Annotated in this window: 12 protein-coding genes; 9 read left to right on the top strand and 3 right to left on the bottom strand. The window is 67.9% G+C overall.

Annotated elements, in window-relative coordinates:
* Positions 1–44: 44 nt before the first annotated feature.
* The 4 genes from uvrB to BM355_RS08040 all read left to right on the top strand — a co-directional run bounded on the left by uvrB (position 45) and on the right by BM355_RS08040 (position 5,220).
* Complete coding sequence (gene uvrB / locus BM355_RS08055) at positions 45–2,225, top strand: excinuclease ABC subunit UvrB (RefSeq protein WP_091697035.1); 2,181 nt, start codon at positions 45–47, stop codon at positions 2,223–2,225.
* A 45-nt stretch (positions 2,226–2,270) separates the two neighbouring features.
* The gene (locus tag BM355_RS08050) at positions 2,271–2,924 is read left to right on the top strand and encodes a SatD family protein (RefSeq protein ID WP_091697032.1); all 654 of its coding nucleotides are present in this window, start codon (positions 2,271–2,273) and stop codon (positions 2,922–2,924) included.
* Complete coding sequence (locus BM355_RS08045) at positions 2,921–3,655, top strand: hypothetical protein (RefSeq protein WP_091697029.1); 735 nt, start codon at positions 2,921–2,923, stop codon at positions 3,653–3,655. The genes BM355_RS08050 and BM355_RS08045 overlap by 4 nt, the downstream gene beginning before the upstream one ends.
* A 305-nt stretch (positions 3,656–3,960) precedes the next feature.
* A complete protein-coding gene (locus BM355_RS08040; RefSeq protein WP_091697026.1) occupies positions 3,961–5,220 on the top strand; it encodes a TerC family protein in 1,260 nt (419 codons plus the stop codon).
* A gap of 79 nt (positions 5,221–5,299) precedes the next feature.
* Here BM355_RS08040 and BM355_RS08035 read toward each other — a convergent pair whose 3' ends face one another.
* From BM355_RS08035 to BM355_RS08025, 3 genes are read right to left on the bottom strand one after another with little or no spacing between them, the layout of a single operon-like run.
* Positions 5,300–6,730: an alpha/beta fold hydrolase gene (locus tag BM355_RS08035; protein WP_091697024.1), complete on the bottom strand. Its 1,431-nt coding sequence runs from the start codon at positions 6,728–6,730 to the stop codon at positions 5,300–5,302.
* Positions 6,727–9,405 carry a DEAD/DEAH box helicase gene (locus BM355_RS08030; RefSeq protein WP_091697022.1) on the bottom strand — a complete coding sequence of 893 codons (2,679 nt, stop codon included), beginning with the start codon at positions 9,403–9,405 and terminating at the stop codon, positions 6,727–6,729. Before BM355_RS08030 ends, BM355_RS08035 begins: the two co-directional genes overlap by 4 nt.
* 57 nt (positions 9,406–9,462) lie before the next feature.
* Positions 9,463–10,143 (bottom strand): MBL fold metallo-hydrolase, encoded by a 681-nt coding sequence (locus BM355_RS08025; RefSeq protein WP_091697020.1) that lies wholly within the window; start codon positions 10,141–10,143, stop codon positions 9,463–9,465.
* Between the two features lie 159 nt (positions 10,144–10,302).
* On the opposite strand from BM355_RS08025, the gene BM355_RS08020 reads away from it, so the two are divergent.
* From BM355_RS08020 to uvrC, 5 genes are all read left to right on the top strand, one after another.
* Positions 10,303–10,704, top strand: a complete 402-nt coding sequence (locus tag BM355_RS08020; RefSeq protein ID WP_091697018.1) for a GntR family transcriptional regulator — start codon at positions 10,303–10,305, stop codon at positions 10,702–10,704.
* Positions 10,705–10,926: 222 nt separating this feature from the next.
* On the top strand, positions 10,927–13,821 hold the full coding sequence (gene uvrA, locus BM355_RS08015; protein ID WP_091697139.1) for an excinuclease ABC subunit UvrA: 2,895 nt from the start codon (positions 10,927–10,929) through the stop codon (positions 13,819–13,821).
* A gap of 5 nt (positions 13,822–13,826) precedes the next feature.
* A complete protein-coding gene (locus tag BM355_RS08010; protein WP_218154326.1) occupies positions 13,827–14,546 on the top strand; it encodes an HAD hydrolase-like protein in 720 nt (239 codons plus the stop codon).
* On the top strand, positions 14,543–15,208 hold the full coding sequence (locus BM355_RS08005) for a lysophospholipid acyltransferase family protein (RefSeq protein ID WP_091697012.1): 666 nt from the start codon (positions 14,543–14,545) through the stop codon (positions 15,206–15,208). The genes BM355_RS08010 and BM355_RS08005 overlap by 4 nt, the downstream gene beginning before the upstream one ends.
* On the top strand, positions 15,205–17,199 hold the full coding sequence (gene uvrC / locus BM355_RS08000; RefSeq protein ID WP_091697009.1) for an excinuclease ABC subunit UvrC: 1,995 nt from the start codon (positions 15,205–15,207) through the stop codon (positions 17,197–17,199). Before BM355_RS08005 ends, uvrC begins: the two co-directional genes overlap by 4 nt.
* Positions 17,200–17,207: the final 8 nt, after the last annotated feature.

Below are 17,207 nucleotides of genomic sequence, written 5' to 3'. Positions count from 1 at the left end.
CCCTGAACGGGGCCACCACCACGGCTGCGGCGTAGCGTAGAGACATGAGCCTCGCCCAGAAGATCAACCGTGTGGTGGCCCCGTTCGAGGTCGTCTCGGAGTTCCAGCCCTCCGGAGACCAGCCCAAAGCCATCACCGAACTGGCCGAGCGGATCAACGCCGGGGAGAAGGACGTCGTCCTGATGGGCGCCACCGGCACCGGCAAATCCGCCACCGCGGCCTGGCTGGTCGAGCAGGTCCAGCGGCCCACGCTGATCATGGTGCAGAACAAGACCCTCGCCGCCCAGCTGGCCAATGAGTTCCGCGAGCTGCTGCCGAACAACGCCGTCGAGTACTTCGTCTCCTACTACGACTACTACCAGCCGGAGGCCTACGTCCCGCAGACGGACACCTTCATCGAGAAGGACTCCTCGATCAACGAGGAGGTCGAACGTCTCCGGCACTCAGCCACCAATGCCCTGCTCACCCGGCGTGACGTCGTCGTGGTGGCCACCGTCTCCTGCATCTACGGTCTGGGCACCCCCGAGGAGTACATCGAGCAGATGGTCACCCTCCAGCGGGGCCAGCAGATGGACCGGGACGATCTGCTGCGCCAGTTCGTGAAGATGCAGTACGTGCGCAATGACACCGACTTCCACCGCGGCACCTTCCGCGTGCGCGGGGACACCGTGGAGATCATCCCCATGTACGAAGAGCTCGCGGTGCGGATCGAGTTCTTCGGGGACGAGATCGACTCCATCCAGACCCTGCACCCGCTCACCGGCCAGGTGGTGCGGGACGAGGAGGAGATGTACATCTTCCCGGCCTCGCACTATGTGGCCGGCGACGAGCGCATGCACCGGGCCATCACCTCGATCGAGGACGAGCTGCGCGAACGGCTGCAGGAGCTGGAGTCCCAGAACAAGCTCCTGGAGGCCCAGCGGCTGCGCATGCGCACCACCTACGACCTCGAGATGATGCAGCAGATGGGCTACTGCAACGGGATCGAGAACTACTCCCTGCACATCGACGGCCGCCCCCGCGGCTCGGCCCCGCACTGTCTGCTGGACTACTTCCCGGACGACTTCCTGCTCGTGGTGGACGAGTCCCATGTGACCATTCCGCAGATCGGCGCCATGTTCGAGGGGGACATGTCCCGCAAGCGCACTCTGGTGGAGCACGGCTTCCGTCTGCCCTCGGCCATGGACAACCGTCCGCTGAAGTGGGACGAGTTCCTGGAGCGCATCGGCCAGACCGTCTACATGTCCGCCACCCCGGGCAAGTACGAGCTGGCCCAGGCCGACGGTGTGGTGGAGCAGATCATCCGTCCCACCGGGCTGGTGGACCCCGAGGTGGTGGTCAAGCCCACGAAGGGTCAGATCGACGACCTGCTCGAGGAGATCCGCGTCCGCACGGAGAAGGACGAACGGGTGCTGGTCACCACCCTGACCAAACGGATGGCCGAGGACCTGACCGAGTACCTGCTGGAGCACGGGGTGCAGGTGCAGTACCTGCACTCGGACGTGGACACCCTCAAACGCGTCGAGCTGTTGCGTGAGCTGCGCAAGGGGACCTTCGACGTCCTGGTCGGCATCAACCTGCTCCGGGAGGGCCTGGACCTGCCGGAGGTCTCGCTGGTCGCCATCCTGGATGCGGACAAGGAGGGCTTCCTGCGCTCCTCCACCTCGCTGATCCAGACCATCGGCCGTGCCGCCCGCAACGTCTCCGGTCAGGTGCACATGTACGCCGACCGGATCACCGACTCCATGCGCTTGGCGATCGACGAGACCAACCGCCGGCGCGAGGTCCAGGAGGCGTACAACAAGGAGCACGGGATCGATCCCACGCCGCTGCGCAAGCGGATCGCCGACATCACCGATCAGTTGGCGCGCGAGGACGCGGACACCGCTGACCTGCTCGGCGGCATGGGCGGGATCAAGGTCGGCTTCGAGTACGGGGCCGGCAAGCGCGGATACACCGCAGCCATCACCGATGAGCAGCGGGCCAAGGCGGCCGCGGCGGGTGCCGCAGACAGCCAGGACCACGACGGCGGCGGCACGCCGGCCAGCGCGGCGAACCTGGCTGCGCTTCCAGCCAAGGATCTGGAGGACCTCATCGCCCAGATGAGCGCCCAGATGCACCAGGCCGCTGTCGACCTCCAGTTCGAGCTGGCGGCGCGCATCCGCGATGAAGTGGCCGAGCTGAAGAAGGAGCTGCGCCAGATCAAGCGTGAAGGCCACGCCTGACAAAAGTGCTGATATTGGGACGGTATCAGTGGTATTGTCCAGCTCATGACAGAGCAGAACCGCCCGGCAGTGGCCTTGGTGGCCGACATCGTGGGCTCGCGACAGCTGGCCGACCGTGCGTCCGCCCAACAGCGGATCCACGAGGCGTTCGCGCGAGCCGAGCAGGCTGTGCGTCCCCTCCAGGGCGCCTGGGCGACGGTGGGGGATGAGTTCCAGGCGGTCTACCGCACCTGGCAGGACGCCTTGAGAGCCACGCTGCGGGTCGCCGTGTTCCTGCCCGAGAATGTCGTGCTGCGGTACGGGCTCGGTGAGGGAGAGCTGCGCGTGGTCGAGCGACGTGCCGAGGGGGACATCCTGGAGGGGACGGCCTGGTACCGGGCTCGGGAAGCCGTCGATGAGGCCGCTGGATCGCACCGGCCGTCCGGACTGGCCACCGCCTATGTCGGACCCGCGCCGGAGCTGACCGCGTCGCTGAATGCTCAGCTGTTGCTGCGCGATCACGTGGTGGGGCGGCTGAAGGCCCGGGAACGTCGACTGCTCGGGCATCTGCTGGACGGACTGACCCAGACCGAGGCGGCGCAGCAGGAGGGGGTCTCCCAGTCCGCTGTCTCGCAGGCGGTCCACCGCTCTGGAGGAGCTCACCTGCTGGAGGCCGACCGACTGCTGGGTGAGGTTCCACGAGAGGAGCGGGGCCGGTGACGATCTCCTTCACCCTCGTGATCCTGGCGGCTGTCGCTGCCCATGACCTGCTGGACGTGCTGCTGCGCGGATTCCTGCACGCCCGTCCGGCATGGCGCGTGGCCGCCCGGGTGACGGTCCAGGTGGTGGTGACGGCCGTCGTCGCGGTGATCTGCGGGGTGCTGATGGGCCCGCTCGGGCTGCTCCCGGCCGCCGTGGGAGCGGCCGTCATGGTGGGCTGGGGCTGGACGCAGGAGCGGTGGAGATCGGCCGGCGCGGTCCTGTCGGCCATCCTGGCCGTCTCGACCCTGGTGGATGTGCTGGCCGGGCGGATGGGAGGGACGTCCGGCGTCCCGGTGCTGGCGGCTGGGGCCGTGGTGGTGCTGTTCCTGACGGAGTCCGGCAACAGGATCACCAGATCGGTGCTCTCTCTGGCCGGTCGTGCTGATGCCGGCGCGCCCCCGGCGGTGGCGTCCGACGCGGGTGATTCCGGCTCCGAGGAGGAGCTCGAGCTCAAGGGAGGGCGGTACATCGGCCCCATGGAGCGGATCCTCGTCTTCGGCCTGGCGCTGGCCGGCGCCGAAGGGATCATCGGAGCGCTGATGGCCGCCAAGGGGATCGTGCGGTTCCCGGAGATCTCCGCCGACCGTCGCCGAGGTGGCCGCGCCGAGGAGTTCCTGGTGGGCTCGCTGACCTCGTGGGGGCTGGCCGCCGGTGGCGTGCTGCTGCTCTGGCTCTGGCAGATCAGCTGATAATCCTTGGGTATCAGTGTTTCTGTGCGGTGGCGGACCGAGGCGGCCCGCAGATCAGGCTGTAGACTTTCCCACGGCGTAGGGGAGTATCCCGAACACTGCGGACGTCAGCACGCGGGCCGAGCCGAGAGGCGGCGGTCAGCCGGACGCAGGGGCCAGCACTGGACGCAACGGCGGACAGTGGGGCGGAGAGACTTGCGGCACACACCCGACCGGGTGTCTCTGTGCACTTCGCCCTGATGTCCATCCGTGGGGCGGCGCACCGAGGCACAGCCGGACCCTCTTCACGGAAAGTCTGTCAGCCTATGGAGATCAACGGTCTCACCTGGGGTCTCACGATCGCACTGATCGTGGGCCTGCTCGCCTTCGACTACATCTTCCACGTGCGCAAGGCGCATATCCCGACGATCAAGGAAGCGGCCATCTGGTCCGCCATCTACGTCGGCATCGCCCTGCTGTTCGGCCTCGTCTTCTTCGCCTTCGGCGACACCCAGCATGCGGTGGAGTACTACACCGGCTACATCCTGGAGAAGGCGTTGAGTGTGGACAACCTCTTCGTCTTCCTCATCATCATGGCCTCCTTCAAGGTGCCGCGCGAGTACCAGCAGAAGGTGCTGCTGTTCGGCATCACCTTCGCCCTGATCTCCCGGACCGCCTTCATCCTGCTGGGCGCGGTGATCATCCAGGCCTGGTCCGACGTCTTCTATCTCTTCGGCCTGTTCCTGCTGCTCGTGGCCGGTCAGCAGCTCCGCAGCGAGCTGCGCGATGACGACGACTCCGAGGACGAGGCGAACAACATCATGGTCCGCCTGGCCAAGAAGATCCTCCCGGCCTCGGACAAGTACGACGGCGACAAGCTCTTCACCTGGGAGAACGGCAAGCGGGTGATGACCCCGATGCTGCTGGTCATGGTGGCCATCGGCGCCACCGACATCCTCTTCGCCTTCGACTCCATCCCCGCCATCTTCGGCGTCAGCCAGGAGGCGTACATCGTCTTCACCGCCACCGCGTTCTCCCTGATGGGACTGCGCCAGCTGTTCTTCCTGATCGATGGTCTGCTGGATCGCCTCGTGTACCTCTCGTACGGTCTGGCGGCCATTCTGGCCTTCATCGGCGTCAAGCTCGTGCTGCACGCCCTGCACGACAACAACCTGCCCTTCATCAACAACGGTGAGAACGTTCCGGTCCAGACCATTCCGACCACCATGTCCCTGCTCGTGGTCGTCGGCATCCTGGCGATCACCGTGGTGGTCTCGCTCTCCAGCCCCAAGGGACAGGCCCTGCGGGCGCTGCAGAACGCCGAGCGCTACTCCTTCCGCTACACCAAGCTGGCCGAGGAGTCCCCGGAGCAGGACCGCCGCGAGGCCGAGGCCCTGATGGACAAGTGGACCCAGGCCGCCGAGCAGGTGCCCCAGAAGTTCCGGGACGAGCTGATCGACCACAAGGACAGCTACTCCCGGATCATCCGCACCGCCCATGAGACGCGCCTGGCCTCCGCTCAGGCGACCGGGCAGTCGGCGCCGGTCTCTCAGCAGATCGTGGACCGCGGCGGTCCCCAGGTCTGACCCACCGCCTGCCGTTCAGGCCCCGGAGTGCAGCTCGCGCTCCGGGGCCTGTGCCGTCAATGGGGTCTCTATGTGTGGATCAGGACTCGGTCATCTCCAGCAGGCGCCGCAGGATGGCCGGCCCGTCGTCGCCGATGCCGTCATGGTGGTACTCATCGGTCTCCCAGACCTGCAGGCCGCGGACGCGTCCGGCGGTCTCCAGGGACAGGTCTCGGTCCACATAGACATCGTCTGTGTACACTGCGGCAGCGACCGGAACGGTGTTGACCTCGAGGGTCTGCAGGTCATAGAGGGGGCCCCAGGCGGTGCGCTGGGCCAGGAGCTCGGTGACCTCGGCCATCGGCTGCAGGGCCGGATCCAGTTCCGGGTACCAGTCGAAGACCATCTCCCCGGTCAACAACGGCGTCTCGGCCCGGTCCGGATCGAAGTCCGGGTGCTCGGCCAGGACTCGCTGGGCTGCCCAGCCGGTGGCCTCCCGTCCGTGGGTCATCTCGGCCGACTGGGCGTAGATCGACTCGTGCATCACCAGGTAGAGCGGGTTGGCGGCCCGGCTGACCTGCTGGTAGAGCAGGTGCAGGAAGGCGTCCGAGAGCGGCCGGTCCTCCGGCGCGGTCTCCCGGTCTGAACCGGGATCGGTGGAGCCGTCGGCGAAGGCCTGCTCCAGGGCATAGTGCAGCTGGTCCATCCGGGTGTTCCCGCCCAGGAGCATGCCGAGCATCTGCACCCGACCGACGGTGACCGGTGAGCCGTCGGGCAGCACCTCCAAGCCGGTCCGGGCACGTCGGTACACCCGAGCCAGCTGGTCTCGGTCCTGCGGGTGAGCCGAGAAGAACTGCTCACTGCGGGTCCTCATGCGTGCGTAGGTCGCTCGGTACACCCGGTCGGCGGCTCCGTCCAGCGGAGCCAGTCCGCCGGTGATCAGGCCACGGGCCATGCCCTCCGGGTGCCAGGAGAGGTAGCTCAGCGTGCAGAATCCGCCGAAGCTCTGGCCGAACACCGTCCAGGGGTCGGCCCCCAGGGCACGGCGGATCATCTCCGCGTCCTGGACGATCGAGGGCGCCCGGAAATGCACCAGGTGGTCGGCCTGCTGTGCTGGGCTGCCCTCTGCCGGGAGGGTCTGGCGTGTCATCGGGGTGGAACGGCCCGTTCCGCGCTGATCCAGCATCAGGATGCGGAAGTGCTGGGCGGCCTCCTTCATCCATCCGCCCAAGCGCGCCTGACGCACGCCCTGGCCGCCGGGCCCGCCCTGCAGGTACAGCAGCCAGGGCAGATCCTGATGCCCGGGGGAGACTGCGGACCCGGCGTGGTCGGCATGGACGTACTCACGGGCATAGACGGTGATCGTCCTCCCCGCCGGGTGAGCGTGGTCCAGGGGCAGCTCGAACCAGTGATCGGTGATCGCGGTGCCGTCCAGGAGACGGTCCTGATGACCGACACGATGCGCAGCCGCGGTGGGATCGGCGAATCCTCGGGGATCGCCGGGGAGGAATTCGCTGTGCTGAGGGCTCATAGCGCCCAGCCTGCCTCAGGTGCGCCCACGGAGACCACCTGGATGACCGGACGGGCGAACTCGTCCGAGGCGTCCAGGTCCACCATGGCGTTGATGCCCCAGTCCAGATTGCCCTCCGGATCCACCAGGATCTGCCGCACCGCCCACCAACGCTGACCGGTGACGCCCTCGGGCACGCCGCCTCCCGGCTCCGGCGATGGCGTGGTGTTGACCCGGAAGTACTGCGGACCGCGGGCCGCGGGCCCATCGTCGATGTCCTCGTAGTCACCGAAGTAGCCGTCCATCGCGTCCGCCCAGTCATCCGGTGAGAAGACCGCGTTCCGTGAGGGGCCGCCGTCGGGCGCGTCCAGCTCGGCCAGGGCCCGGTCCTGCTCGTCACCGAACAGGCGCACCCGCCGGAACATGGCGTTGCGCACCATCACCGTGAACACGGGGACGTTGGAGGTCAGGCGTGGGGGAGCAGGGGGCTCGAGGGCCTCATGGTCCTTCTTCAGCTCGTCGATGTCCCCGGCCAGCAGGTCCTCCCACTCCTCGAGCAGGGAGGAGTCGGTCTGCTTGACCATCTCGTCCAGCCAGCTCAGGATGAGGTCGATCTCCTCGGTGCGGGCGTCCTGGGGGATGGTCTGGCGCAGGGCTTTGACGGCATCGGTCAGGTAGCGCAACAGCACGCCTTCGGACCGGGCGATCCCGTAGAAGTTCACGTAGTCGGTGAAGCCCATGGCCCGTTCGAACATGTCGCGCACCACCGACTTGGGGGAGAGCTCGAAGTCGTTGAGCCACGGTGCCTGCGCTCGGTACACCTCGAACTGCTGCTCCAGCAGCTCGGCGAGCGGCTGGGGGTAGGTGATCTCGTCCAGCGCGTTCATCCGGTCGGTGTAGTCCATGCCCTCGGCCTTCATGGCCGCCACGGCCTCGCCCTTGGCCTTCTTGAGCTGGGCTGAGAGGACCTGGCGTGGCGGATCCAGGGTGGCTTCGATGATCGAGACCATGTCCAGTGCGTACTCCGGATCTGCCGGGTCCAGCAGCTCGAAGGCCGCGAGCGCGAAGGGGGAGAGCGGCTGGTTCAGGGCGAAGTCCGGCTGCAGGTCCACCGTGAGTTCGACCGTGCGGCCTTCGGGATCGGGCTGGGGGAGCTTCTCCACCACGCCGGTGGCCAGCAGTTCACGGAAGATCCCGAGAGCACGTCGCATCAGGGCCGCCTGCCGAGCAGGGGTCTCGTGCGTGCTGCGCAGCAGCCGTCGGACGGCGATGACCGGATCGCCGGGCCGCTCGAGGATGTTCAGCAGCATCGAATGGTTGACGCGCATGTGGCTGGACATGGCCTCGGGCTCGGCGGTGGTCAGCTTCTCGAAGGTGGCCCGGCCCCAGGAGACGAACCCCTGGGGTGGTGTCTTCTTGGGAGAGGACCTGGTGGACTGCTTCATCCGCTTGGCCCGTTCGGCCTCGTCCTTGACCCCGGCGAACTTCGCGGCGGCCTTGGCCTGGGCTCGGGCGTTCTCGATCACGTGCTCCGGGGCCTGGACCACCACGGTGCCGGCGGTGTCGAATCCGGCCCGTCCGGCTCGACCGGCGATCTGGTGGAACTCGCGGGCATTGAGCAGGCGGGTGCGTTCGCCGTCAAACTTGCTCAGTGCCGTGATCAGCACGGTGCGGATGGGCACGTTGATGCCCACCCCGAGGGTGTCCGTGCCGCAGATGACCTTGAGCAGGCCCTCCTGGGCCAGCCGCTCGACGAGGCGACGGTACTTGGGCAGCATGCCGGCGTGATGGACGCCGATGCCCGCGCGGACCAGTCGGTTCAGGGTCTTGCCGAATCCGGCTGAGAAGCGGAACCCGGTGATGCGCTCGGCGATGCGGTCCTTCTCCTCCCGGGTGGCGATCGACAGGGAGGACAGGGACTGGGCCCGTTCCACGGCGTCCAGCTGGGAGAAGTGGACCACATAGACCGGTGCCTGGTGGGTGGTGACCAGTTCCTCCACCGCATCCTGCACGTGCTGCTCCGACCACTCATAGCTCAGCGGGATGGGCCGTTCGGCGTGGGCGATGGTGACAGCAGTGCGTCCGGTCCGCTCCTGCAGGTCCTTCTCGAAGCGGGTGGTGTCACCCAGGGTGGCGCTCATCAGGAGGAACTGAGCCTGGGGCAGCTCCAGCAGGGGGACCTGCCAGGCCCAGCCGCGCTGCGGGTCGGCGTAGAAGTGGAACTCGTCCATCACCACCGGCCCCACCTCCAGGCCCGACCCTTGGCGCAGGGCCAGGTTGGCCAGGATCTCCGAGGTGCAGCAGATGATCGGCGCATCCCCGTTGACCGAGGAGTCCCCGGTGACCATCCCCACGTTCTGCGCGCCGAAGATCTCGACGAGGGCGAAGAACTTCTCCGAGACCAGGGCCTTCAGCGGCGCGGTGTAGTAGCTGCGACGTCCGCTGGCCAGCCCGTGGGCATGGGCGGCCACGGCCACCAGGGACTTCCCCGACCCGGTGGGGGTGGCCAGGATGACGTGGTGGCCCTGGACCAGCTCCATGGCCGCCTCATCCTGGGCCGGATAGAGCGTGATCTCCCGTTGCCGGGTCCACTGCAGGAAGGCATCGTAGACCGCATCGGGCTCGGGGGTGCCTATGGTGGGATCGGTGCCGGTGTCGTCGGTATGGGGCAGGGGAAGCAGGTCGGTGAGGAGCATCCCTGCCAGCCTAGTGGGCGGGCGGAGACCATCCGCCGCGGCGCCAGGATCGCCGGGTCACCAGCCCCGCTCGCGCCACTCCTGCAGGTGGGGACGTTCCTGGCCCAGGGTGGTGGAGGCGCCGTGTCCTGGATGGACCACGGTGTCATCGGGGTAGGCGTCGAAGAGGCGTTCCTTCACATCGGTCCACAGTGAGGCGAACCGGTCGGGGTCCTGCTGGGTGTTGCCCACCCCTCCGGGGAAGAGGGAGTCGCCGCTGAAGCAGATCAGTGCCCCGTCCTCCGGCTCGTAGACCAGGGCGACAGAGCCGGGGGTGTGTCCGCGCAGGCCCACCACGCGCAGGCTGATCCCGTCGAAGGTGGCGGTGTCGCCGTGCTGCAGCAGACCCTTCTGGGCCACGCCGGTCTCCTCGGTGATCGCCTCGGCGTCGTCCACGCCGGCGGCGGTGCCGGCACCGGTCTGCTCCACCACCTCGGCCAATGCCCGAATGTGGTCCCAGTGCCGGTGGGTGGTGATCACGGTGGTCAGGCGCAGTGCGCACGGGGTGTCCTCACGCGCCGACTCGATCAGCTCGCCGATCGCGGGAGCATCAGCCGCGGCGTCGATCAAGACCTGCACGCCGGAGGTCTTGGAGGTGATGAGGTAGACGTTGTTGTCCATCTCCGAGACCGAGCGCTGACGGATCGTCACACGGGGCAGGTCATGGAGCAGCTGGATCGCTGAGGAAGCTGTGGGCATGGGGGACAGTCTAGGGACGCACACTGGCCCGGGGGCAAGAGAGCACCGACTGCTGGCATCTGTTTCTGGCCTGCAGGCGAAACCTCTTTAGACTGGGCAGGACTGACTGCCCTGCTCGCGCCAGGTGGTGCGGGTGCCGCCTGGAGGAGGACCGGAGAGATGACCACCACGGAGATCCCGGTCTGGCTTCTGAACGCGTTGACGATCAAGACCAGCTCCACGGTCCCGCCCTTCGAACAGGTGCGCACCGGTCTGCTCGAGCTGATCCAGCAGCAGCGGCTGGGCGTGGGCACGCGGCTTCCCACGGTGAGGGCGCTGGCCTCGGGCCTGGGCGTCTCCGCCAACACCGTGGCGCGCGCGTACAAGGAGCTGGAGCAGGCCGGCGTGGTCACGGCACGGCCTCGTTTGGGCACGGTGGTGGCCCACAATGGAGACGAGTCGCGTCGGCACCTGCTGGAGGCCGCCCAGGTGTATGCCGAACGGGCACGATCCCTGGGATTCAGTCGCGCTCAGGCGGTCCGGCAGCTGGAGTCCGTGTTCGGCTCTGGCGGACCGCGCTGACGCTGTTCCGCCCTGCGCGAAGCACGCCCGGGAAGGTGCCGGATCCACCGGATTCGAACATGACTTCGACAGGGGTGCTGGAATACAGTGGAGGGCGTGTCCGCATCCCGTCAGAAGTCATCCCCGTCCACCGCCCGCACCTCCACCGCTGACCGCGGAGCCGCCCAGACGTCGGGGCGGGGGCGCGGCCTCGCCTCAGGTCCGGCGTCCGGCGGCAAGAGCATCGATCCGGATCGGATCGTCGTCCAGGGGGCCCGCGAACACAACCTGAAGAACGTGGACCTGGACATCCCCCGGGACTCGCTGGTGGTCTTCACCGGACTGTCCGGTTCGGGCAAGTCCTCCCTGGCGTTCGACACCATCTTCGCCGAGGGGCAACGTCGCTACGTCGAGTCGCTGTCCTCCTATGCCCGCATGTTCCTGGGCCGGGTGGACAAACCTGCCGTGGACTTCATCGAGGGGCTCTCCCCAGCGGTCTCCATCGATCAGAAGTCCACCAACCGCAACCCGCGTTCGACCGTCGGCACCATCACCGAGGTGTACGACTACATGCGGCTGCTGTGGGCGCGCATCGGCGTCCCGCACTGTCCTGAATGCGGCGAGCCGGCCTCGCGCCAGACCCCGCAGCAGATCGTGGACCAGCTCACCGCCCTGCCCGAACGCACCCGCTTCCAGGTGCTGGCCCCGGTGGCCCGCGGCCGCAAGGGCGAGTTCGTGGACGTGTTCTCCTCGCTGGCGACCCAGGGCTTCTCCCGGGCGATCGTGGACGGCGAACAGATCCAGCTCTCCGATCCGCCGAAGCTGAAGAAGCAGGTCAAGCACACCATCGCCGTCGTCGTGGACCGCCTGGCCATGAAGGAGGGGATCCGCCAGCGGCTGACCGACTCCGTGGAGACCGCCCTGAAGCTGGCCGACGGCCTCGTGGTGATCGACTTCGTGGACGTGGACGCCCAGGTGGATCCCGGCAAGGCCAACAGTGGTGAATGGGATGCGGTGGACGCCGAGGGCACCCCGCGCTACCGCTCGTTCTCGGAGAAGCTCTCCTGCCCCAACGGCCACCAGCTGACCATCGATGAGATCGAGCCGCGCTCCTTCTCCTTCAACAACCCCTTCGGCGCCTGCTCCACCTGCACCGGCATCGGCACCCGTCTGGAGGTGGACGAGGAGCTCGTGGTCCCCAACCCGGAGCTCGCCCTGAGCGAGGGCGCCGTGGCGCCCTGGTCCATGGGCAAGTCCACCTCGGAGTACTGGCAGCGCCTGATGTCCGGTCTGGCCGAGGAGCTCGGCTTCTCCATGGACACGCCCTGGGAGGATCTCCCGACGACGGCCCGCACCGCGATCCTGCACGGCAAGGACTACAAGGTGGTGGTCCAGTACCGCAACCGCTTCGGCAGGGAGCGCAAGTACACGCAGGGGTTCGAGGGCGTGGTGGACTACATCCACCGCAAGCACCTGGAGACCGAGTCCGATCAGGCCCGGGACCGCTACGAGTCCTACATGAGGCAGATCCCCTGCCCGGCCTGCAACGGCACCCGGCTGAACCCCACCTCGCTCTCCGTGCTGGTCGGTGGACGCTCCATCGCCGAGGCCTCGAACCTGCCCATGCCGGAGATGATCGACTTCCTGGAGGGGCTGGACCTGAGCGAGCGGGACCTGCAGATCGCCGATCAGGTCCTCAAGGAGATCCTGGCCCGCCTGCACTTCCTGCTGGACGTGGGACTGGACTACCTGAACCTGGAGCGCCCGGCGGGCACCCTCTCCGGCGGTGAGGCCCAGCGCATCCGTCTGGCCACCCAGATCGGCTCGGGCCTGGTGGGAGTGCTGTATGTGCTGGACGAGCCCTCCATCGGTCTGCATCAGCGGGACAACCGGCGCCTGATCGAGACCCTGCTGCGCCTGCGCGACCTGGGCAACACCCTGATCGTGGTCGAGCATGACGAGGACACCATCGCCGAGGCGGACTGGATCGTGGACATCGGCCCCCGCGCCGGCGAGCACGGTGGAGAGATCGTGCACTCCGGGTCCCTGGCCGGTCTGAAGAAGAACAAGCGGTCCATCACCGGCGACTATCTGTCCGGACGACGTTCCATCCCCGTCCCGGCCCAGCGCCGGCCGCTGGATCCGGAACGGAAGCTGACCGTCGTCGGGGCCCGGGAGAACAATCTGCAGGATGTCTCGGTGGAGGTGCCCCTGGGCGTGTTCACCGCGGTCACGGGTGTCTCCGGTTCAGGCAAGTCCACCTTGGTCAACGAGATCCTGTACAAGGTCCTGGCCAATCAGCTCAACAACGCCCGCCACGTGCCCGGGCGGCACCGGCGCGTGGAGGGACTCGAGCACCTGGACAAGGTGGTGCACGTGGACCAGAGCCCCATTGGACGCACGCCACGGTCCAACCCGGCCACCTACACCGGCGTGTTCGACGCCATCCGGCAGTTGTTCGCCGAGACGCCCGAGGCCAAGGTGCGCGGCTACCAGCCCGGACGGTTCTCCTTCAACATCAAGGGCGGTCGCTGCGAGGCGTGCTCCGGTGACGGCACCCTGAAGATCGAGATGAACTTCCTGCCGGACGTCTACGTCCCCTGTGAGGTGTGCGAAGGGGCCCGGTACAACCGGGAGACCCTGGAGGTGCACTACAAGGGCAAGAACATCGCCGAGGTGCTCAACATGCCGATCGAGGAGGCCGCCGAGTTCTTCTCCGCGTACACGAAGATCTCCCGCTTCCTCAACACCCTGGTGGACGTCGGACTGGGCTATGTGCGGCTGGGCCAGCCGGCCACCACGCTCTCTGGCGGCGAGGCCCAGCGGGTCAAGCTCGCCACCGAGCTGCAGCGCCGCTCCAATGGCCGCTCCGTCTACGTGCTGGACGAGCCCACCACCGGTCTGCACTTCGAGGACATCCGCAAGCTGCTGGACGTGCTCAACGGACTGGTGGAGAAGGGCAACACCGTCATCACCATCGAGCACAACCTGGATGTCATCAAGACCGCAGACCACCTCATCGACCTCGGTCCGGAGGGCGGTTCCGGCGGCGGCAGGATCGTGGCCACCGGCACACCAGAGGAGGTCGCCCGGGTGGAGGCCAGCCACACCGGACGGTTCCTGGCGGAGATCCTGTGAGATCGGTGGAACTGGACCAGAGCGGGGCGGTGGACGGTCGGCCGGTGATCCTGCTGGACCTGGATGGAACCCTGGTGGACCCGGCCGGCTCCATCACCGGGGGCATCGCCGCCACTCTGGCCCGGCACGGTCTGCCCACCCCCACGCCGGAGCAGCTGCGTTCCCTCGTCGGCCCACCGCTGCGCACCGGCCTGCTCAACCTGGACGGCGTCACCGAGCAGAACGTGTCCACGCTGATCCGGGACTACCGGGCCGCATACTGGGCCACCGGCATGGCCGCCAGCCGCCCCTACCCCGGGATCCCTCAGGCGCTGGAGGACCTGGCCCAGGACCACGTCCTGGCCGTGGCCACCTCCAAGCCCGTGTCCGCTGCGCGTCGCCTGCTGGCCCTGCAGGGGCTGGACCACGTCTTTCACGCCGTCTGCGGCGCCTCCGACGACGAGCAGGCGCCCCTGCCTGCCCACGGCACCAAGGTGGAGGCGATCGCCCAGGCCCTGGCCGCCGTCGGGAGGTCCACCGGAGACCAGGCACGCAACGTGATCGATGTGGTGATGGTGGGGGACCGGCACTATGACCTGGACGGAGCCGAGCACCACGGCCTGCCCAGTGTGGGCGTGACCTGGGGATTCTCCGCTCCCGGCGAGCTGGAGGCCGCCACGGCCCTGTGCTCCGACCCGGTGGATCTGCCCACCGTGTGCAGGACACTGCAGAATGGGGTGTCATGACCAGCCCTGCACTGCGCACCGGATTCCGACTGGCCCTGAAGACCACCTGCCGGCCCACCGTGACCGGCTTGGAGAACGTGCCCACTGAGGGCGGGTTCATCGTGGCCTCCAACCACCTGTCCTTCCTGGACTCGGTGATCATCCAGGCCACCATGCCGCGGATGGTGCACTTCTTCGCCAAGGCCGAGTACTTCACCCAGTCCGGCGTGAAGGGCTGGGTGATGAAGGAGTTCTTCGAGTCCGTGGGCTCCATCCCCGTTCAACGAGGAGAGCAGGCGGCATCGGTGGCCGCCCTGGACCGGCTCGTGGAGCTGGTCGAGGACGGACAGGGAGTGGGCATCTATCCCGAGGGCACGCGCAGCAGGGACGGTCGTCTGTACCGAGGGCGCACGGGCGTGGGCTGGCTGGCCCTGGCCACCGGCGTCCCCGTGGTCCCCGTGGGGCTGATCGGCACCGAACAGCTGCAGCCTCCCGGCTCCAACGGCTTCCGACCGCGGCACTTCACCGTCACCGTGGGCGAACCCCTCCAGTTCGAACATCTCGGGCGCAAGCACCCGCTGCCGGTCCGCCGCGACGCCACGGCCCAGGTGATGGACGCGATCGCCGTGCTGACCGGCCAGGAGCGGGTGGATGAGTACAACAGCTCCTCGTCTCAGGCATGACCGACCCGTCCAGCTACCGCCCGAAGACCGGGGAGATCCCCACCCAGCCAGGCGTCTACCGCTTCCGCGACCCGGACGGGCGCGTCATCTACGTGGGCAAGGCCAAGAGCCTGCGCTCTCGGCTGACCTCCTACTTCGCCGACCCGTCACGGCTGCACCCCAAGACCCGCACCATGGTCCACACTGCCGCGGCCGTGGAGTGGACCGTGGTGGGTTCGGAGCTGGAGGCGCTGCAGCTGGAGTACACCTGGATCAAGGAGTATGCGCCGCGGTTCAACATCATGTACCGGGACGACAAGTCCTACCCGTACCTGGCCGTGACCATGAACGAGACGTACCCCCGGGTGATGGTGATGCGCGGGGACAAGCGCAAAGGCGTGAAGTACTTCGGTCCCTTCCACCCAGCCAAGGCGATCCGCGAGACCGTGGACCTGATGCTGCGGGTCTTCCCCGTGCGCTCCTGCTCCTCCGGAGTGTTCCGCCGCGCCGAGCTCTCCGGCCGACCCTGTCTGATGGGCTACATCGACAAGTGCGCCGCACCGTGCGTGGGTCGGATCAGCGAGGTGGACCACCGGGCACTGGCTCAGGACTTCTGCGACTTCATGGCCGGGGATGCGCAGAAGCACATCCGGCGTCTGGAGCAGGAGATGTCTGACGCCGTGGCCGATCTGCGGTACGAGGACGCCGCCCGGCGTCGGGATGACATCGCCGCCCTCAGACGCGTCTTCGAGCGCAATGCCGTGGTGCTGCCGGACTCCACTGAGGCGGACATCTTCGCGCTCTCGGAGGACGAGCTCGAGGCCGCCGTCCAGGTCTTCCATGTGCGGGAGGGGCGGATCCGCGGCCAGCGCGGCTGGGTGATGGAGAAGGTCTCTGACGCCTCTGGTCCCCAGATGATCGAGGCGCTGCTGGAACAGGTCTACGGCGCCCTGGAGGACACCAGTCGGATCCCGCGCGAGATCCTGGTGCCCCAGCTGCCTGAGAATGCCGACCAGGTCCAGACCTGGTTGAGCGGGCTGCGCGGAGCGGCCGTGAGCCTGCGGGTGCCCCAGCGCGGAGACAAACGGGCCTTGATGGGCACGGTGCAGGAGAACGCCGATCTGGCTCTGCGTCTGCACAAGACCCGGCGCTCCGGTGACCTCACCGCCCGGTCAGCGGCCCTGCAGGAGCTGCAGGAGGCCCTGGAGCTGCCGGAGCCGCTGCTGCGGATCGAGTGCTACGACATCTCCCACGTCTCGGGCACCAACGTCGTCGGGTCCATGGTGGTCGTGGAGGACGGGCTCCCCAAGAAGCAGGACTACCGCAAGTTCACGGTGACCGGGGACGCCGCCCAGGACGACACCGCTGCCATGCGCGATGTCCTCACCCGCCGGTTCCGACACTATGTGGAGGACCTCGCCCAGCGTGGCCCCCTGGCCTCCGGCCAGATCCCGGAGGACCCCGACGACGTCGCACCGGTGGGGGAGCAGAGCGCATCCGAGTCGGACGGAGAGGGCCACGCGGCTCGGGCGCCATCCAGCAGGCGTTTCGCCTATCCGCCGTCGCTGGTGGTGGTCGACGGCGGCCCGCCCCAAGTGGCCTCGGCCGCCCGCGCGCTGGCGGATCTGGGCATCACTGACCTTCCGGTCGTCGGTCTGGCCAAACGCCTGGAGGAGCTGTGGCTGCCGGGAGAGCAGTTCCCCCTCGTGCTGCCGCGCTCCTCCCAGGGGCTGTACCTGTTGCAGCGCCTGCGCGATGAGTCCCATCGATTCGCCATCAGCTTCCACCGGCAGCGACGCTCCACGTCGATGACCGCCTCCGCCCTGGACGGCGTCACCGGGCTCGGCCCCGCACGCCGGGCCGCCGTGCTCAAGCACTTCGGGTCCGTCAAACGTCTTCGCGGCGCCACCGTGGAGGAGATCCAGCAGGTGCCCGGGGTGGGTCCCGCGCTGGCGGAGAGCATCCACCGTCACCTCACCTCGGGGTCTTCGGGGGGTCCCGAGGATCGGTAGGCTGGAAC

This window comes from Micrococcus terreus (genome assembly GCF_900116905.1).
Taxonomy (GTDB): domain Bacteria; phylum Actinomycetota; class Actinomycetes; order Actinomycetales; family Micrococcaceae; genus Citricoccus; species Citricoccus terreus.
This window is presented reverse-complemented; position numbering and strand designations above follow the sequence as displayed.